At 54.7% G+C, this 4,315-nt stretch carries 5 protein-coding genes; 4 read left to right on the forward strand and 1 reads right to left on the reverse strand.

Going from position 1 to position 4,315, the window contains the following annotated elements; genetic code table 11:
- The first annotated feature begins 294 nt into the window (after positions 1-294).
- On the forward strand, positions 295-723 hold the full coding sequence (locus tag ABWP27_RS12390; protein ID WP_353157319.1) for a PACE efflux transporter: 429 nt from the start codon (positions 295-297) through the stop codon (positions 721-723).
- 27 nt (positions 724-750) lie between these two features.
- On the opposite strand, the gene ABWP27_RS12395 is transcribed toward ABWP27_RS12390, so the two are convergent.
- Positions 751-1,884 carry a mechanosensitive ion channel family protein gene (locus tag ABWP27_RS12395; RefSeq protein WP_353157308.1) on the reverse strand — a complete coding sequence of 378 codons (1,134 nt, stop codon included), beginning with the start codon at positions 1,882-1,884 and terminating at the stop codon, positions 751-753.
- Between the two features lie 197 nt (positions 1,885-2,081).
- Here ABWP27_RS12395 and pip point away from each other — a divergent pair, with 197 nt between their 5' ends.
- The 3 genes from pip to ABWP27_RS12410 all read left to right on the forward strand — a co-directional run.
- Positions 2,082-3,053, forward strand: coding sequence for a prolyl aminopeptidase (gene pip, locus ABWP27_RS12400; RefSeq protein ID WP_353157311.1), 972 nt, complete (start codon positions 2,082-2,084; stop codon positions 3,051-3,053).
- Between the two features lie 103 nt (positions 3,054-3,156).
- Positions 3,157-3,615, forward strand: a complete 459-nt coding sequence (locus ABWP27_RS12405) for a hypothetical protein (RefSeq protein WP_353157313.1) — start codon at positions 3,157-3,159, stop codon at positions 3,613-3,615.
- A 65-nt stretch (positions 3,616-3,680) separates the two neighbouring features.
- Positions 3,681-4,315: YdcF family protein (locus ABWP27_RS12410; RefSeq protein ID WP_353157316.1), on the forward strand; the 635-nt coding region annotated here is incomplete at its 3' end.

Here is a 4,315-nt window from a genome sequence, read left to right on the forward strand (position 1 = left end):
AACCGCCGACCTACGCCTTGTAAGGGCGCCGCTCTACCAACTGAGCTAAGCACCCGCTTATTTGCCTACTGCTCAGTCAAACAATTGTTGGCGTCGACCAACGTGTCTGAAGGGCCCGAAGTATAGAGCATATTAAAAATTTTGTCACCATTGTTTGTGGAATCTTTTCTGCCTGCTCAAATTATTGGTCTGATCCCGAATCAAATTCGATGTCAAATTGGCAGTGAATCCGCTCCAAACGAGGCTGCAGTCGGCGGTTTATAATGGCAGGCTACTTTCTTCTTTGAGCTTGTTATCAATACATTATTTCGCCGCATTCTTCACGCCCTCCTGTTTGAACTCTGCGCTCTGATCATCCTGGTTCCCCTGATGTCTTATGGCTTCAATATGGATATGTTCCATTTTGGCGCATTGGCATTGCTGCTGGCCGTGGCTGCCATGTTGAGCAATATGATTTACAACCATTTCTATGAAATGCTTGAGCATCGCTACGGATGGCGTCGTACGGTCGGCATGCGGGTGTGGCACACGATCGGTTTCGAGGCGTTCTTCATGGCGATTGCGCTGCCGCTGACGGCGTGGTGGCTGAATATTTCGATACTCGATGCGCTGGTGCTGGATCTGGTGTTTTCCGTTTTTTTCATGCTGTACGCATTCTGCTTCAACTGGGTGTACGACATCGCACGGCATAAACTGGCCTTGGGGCGAACCACGCAGGAATGATTTGCGTGGCTGCTCGTACCTGTTTGCTTACGATGCCGCCATTTCTTCTTCCGGTTCTGTGGCAGTTCTCCGATCGGGGTGTGGTGTTGCCACCTCGACTTTTGATGCGACATGCAAGGTCGTGGTCGGATGAGCGAAGGCAATGTCGAGTTGTGCGCAGGCCGCCATCAATTCCAGATTGATGCGTTGCTGCGTATCCATGTAGACGCTGTATTCGCTGCTTTGCAGGTAATACACGACTTCAAAATCCAGACTGCTTGCGCCTATGCGCACAAAATGCGCTCGATCAAAACGCGCGATCGAAATCGCACGGATCATCTGGCCGATGGCTTGCGTTAACTCGGTGATTTTTTCACCAGAAGTTTGATGCGTGACACCGAAGGTGAAGAGCACACGCCGCTCCGACATGCGTTTGTAATTGCGAATGGCGGATTTCAGTAATTCGGCGTTCGAGCGTATCAGTTGTTCGCCGCTCAAACTGCGCAGGCGCGTGGTCTTGATGCCGATGTATTCTACCGTCCCCACCAGATCATCGACCACGATAAAGTCGCCGACTTCAAACGGCTTGTCGAGCCCGATGGACAAAGAGGCGAACAGGTCGCTGAGTATGGTTTGCAGCGCCAACGCAATCGCCACACCGCCTATGCCCAGACTCGCAACGAAGGCGGTGATGTTGATGCCGATATTGGCCAACACCGTCAGCAGCACCGTCAGCATGACGGCCAGCCGCAATAAAAAGACCATCGTGGTGGTGGTCGCCCGATTGCGCAGATCAGAATGTGCATCCGGATCGACCAGCTTTTCCATCCACATATTGATGCCGCGATTGAGCCATATCGCGGCTTGAATGCCGATGATGACGATCATCGCCTGCGATAAACGCAACTCCAGTTTTGCAGGAAGAAGCAGTGTTTGCGCACCAATCAAGACGGCGAACAGAAAGTAGAGATAAGGTTTGGAACCGTCCAGTACGCCGAGCATGACTTCATCAATGCGGCGCCTGGTGAGGCGTGCGATAACGGACATGCGTTTCTTTGCAAAATGCACCGCCAGACGCGTGAGCAATTCAAGTATCAGATAACTCAGCAGCGTCGCGATCAACGCGTATAGCCAGTTTTCCAGCGAAATACCAAATGCGAAAAATTCCTGCAGCAAGACCATTTATCTACTCCCGTACAAAAACATACGGCCTGCTTTGATGCATGCCGTTTCTGGTTCTTGTAAAAATAGAGAGCGAATAGCGGTAATAGTTCGCAGTAATTTTCTCTGCGGAAATGGAACGAGTGGATTGCAGCCTTAATCCGCAACGATAATTTGCCAACCTTGGTTACAATCAGACATTCTTTTTCAAGGCAGGCATGAACGCTTCTGTATCCGCATCGCCATTATTTCCGGCACTGCAACCGTATCGCAGCGGCATGTTGCCGGTTGACGATTTGCATACGCTGTATTGGGAAGAGTGCGGCAACCCTGCTGGCGTGCCCGTGCTGTTTCTGCATGGCGGCCCTGGTGGCGGTATCACGCCCATGCACAGGCAGTTTTTCGATCCGGCTTATTACCGCATTGTCTTGTTCGATCAGCGCGGTTCGGGAAAATCCACGCCGCTAGGCGAGATACGCGATAACACGACTCCCTTGCTGATAGCCGACATTGAAGCGATACGGCGCATGCTCGATATCGATCGGTGGCTGGTGTTCGGCGGTTCATGGGGTGCGACTTTGGCGCTGGCTTACGGGCAGGCGCATCCACAGTCCTGTCTCGGATTTATATTGCGCGGGATTTTTTTGTGTACGCGCGCCGAGATCGATTGGTTTTTATACGGCATGCGCGCAATTTTTCCGGAAGCCCATGCGGCGTTTGTTGCTGCAATTCCGGAAGAAGAGCGCAGCGATTTGCTGCACGCGTATGAACGTCGCTTGTTTGGCGATGATGTTGAACTCGCCACGCAGGCTGCACGCAACTGGAGTCGCTATGAAGGTAGCTGCCTGTTCCTGCAGCCGCAAGCTGAAACGATAGAAGCGTGCGGTGACGATGCGATTGCAATCGGCATAGGCCGGCTGGAAGCGCATTATTTTCTGCATGGCGGGTTCATGGCGGAAGATCAGCTGATCCGCGATCTCGATCGCATCCGTCACTTGCCCGCAGTGATTGTGCAGGGCCGTTACGATGCGGTGTGTCCGCCGGTGTCGGCGTGGCGCTTGCATCAGGCATGGCCGCAGGCAAAATTGCATATCATTGCGGATGCCGGACATGCGGCGCTGGAGCCGGGAACGGCCGCGGCACTGGTGGCGGCCACCGAGCAATTCAGGATGCAGCAGTGTTTCGACTGAGGGCGTGTTCAAATAAGTGAGCGATATTGCAATTAAAATCGCTTTTTCCGGTCATATGCCGCAAGCACCGACGGTTACCCTCCAATTTTACAAACGGACGATGATGAAAACTCGACTCACGATTTGCCTGCTTGCGCTGGCATTGGCCGGCTGTGGCGGCAAGGCAGTACTGGATAGAAGCGAAGTTGAAACCACGGGAGACGGTACCTCTACCGCCGATACGGTGGGCGAATACAAACTCGCGCTGGCCCAGCGTATTGCACAGGTGAATTCCACCAAGGTATATATAGGCCGGCCACAAGCCTTGCTGCGCTCGGTCGTGGTGGTCAAGTATGTGGTCGATGCCAAGGGCGGCCTGGTACGCAGTGAAATCATGCGCTCCAACCGCGATCGCAGCACCGAAGCCACGGCGCTGGCAAGCTTGCGCAGCACGGCGCCTTTCCCCAAGCCTGCCCCCTCATTGCTGCGGCATGGTCGGGTAGAGCTGATGGAAACCTGGCTGTTCAATAATGATGGCCGTTTTCAGTTGCGCACGATTGCCGAACCGCAAATGGATGAATAGGCAGCAAGCGTGTTTCATCGCTATACGCGCGCCATGTAAAAAATACAAAAACAGGGAAGAGCGCGATGAGCGTAAGCTGGATGATCAATGCAACGATAAGCGCCTTATTGTTGCCGCCACTGAATTTGATTTTGCTCTGCGCGCTCGGCTTGTGGCTGCGCCGCCGCTGGCCGCGTTGCGGTCTGGCCTTATCCGTCGCCGCCTTGATCGTGCTGACCATACTCAGTACGCGTATGGGCGCATCGCTGTTTGTCGATCCACTGGAAAAAATGAACCCGCCGCTGCTGTCGGCACAGGCCGCAGGCGCGCAGGCGATCGTCGTGCTGGGCGGCGGGCGCATCAGCAATGCGCCTGAATACGGCGGGCAGGATATCCCCGGTTCCATCGCACTGCAACGGCTGCGCTATGCGGCAAAACTGCAGCGTGAAACCGGCCTGCCTCTGCTGGTGACCGGTGGACAGCCGGACGGCGCAGCCGAATCCGAAGCCGCCGGCATGGCGCGCGTATTGCGGGATGATTTCTCCGTGCCGGTGAAATGGCAGGAGCAAATGTCGAACAACACCGCCGAGAATGCGCAATTTTCCAGCCGCATGCTGCGCGCCGCCGGCGTGCAGCGCATTCTTCTCGTGACGGATGCAATCCACATGCAGCGCGCAAAGATCGCCTTTCAGCAAGCCGGCCTGCAAGTGGTGCCCGCCGC

The organism is Herminiimonas fonticola, from assembly GCF_040395855.1.
Classification (GTDB): Bacteria; Pseudomonadota; Gammaproteobacteria; order Burkholderiales; family Burkholderiaceae_D; genus Oxalicibacterium; species Oxalicibacterium fonticola_A.

Coding starts and splice junctions, on each gene's coding strand:
- ABWP27_RS12395 (WP_353157308.1), bottom strand. CDS start 1,884: ATGGTCTTGCTGCAGGAATTTTTCGCATTTGGTATTTCGCTGGAAAAC.
- pip (WP_353157311.1), top strand. CDS start 2,082: ATGAACGCTTCTGTATCCGCATCGCCATTATTTCCGGCACTGCAACCG.
- ABWP27_RS12405 (WP_353157313.1), top strand. CDS start 3,157: ATGAAAACTCGACTCACGATTTGCCTGCTTGCGCTGGCATTGGCCGGC.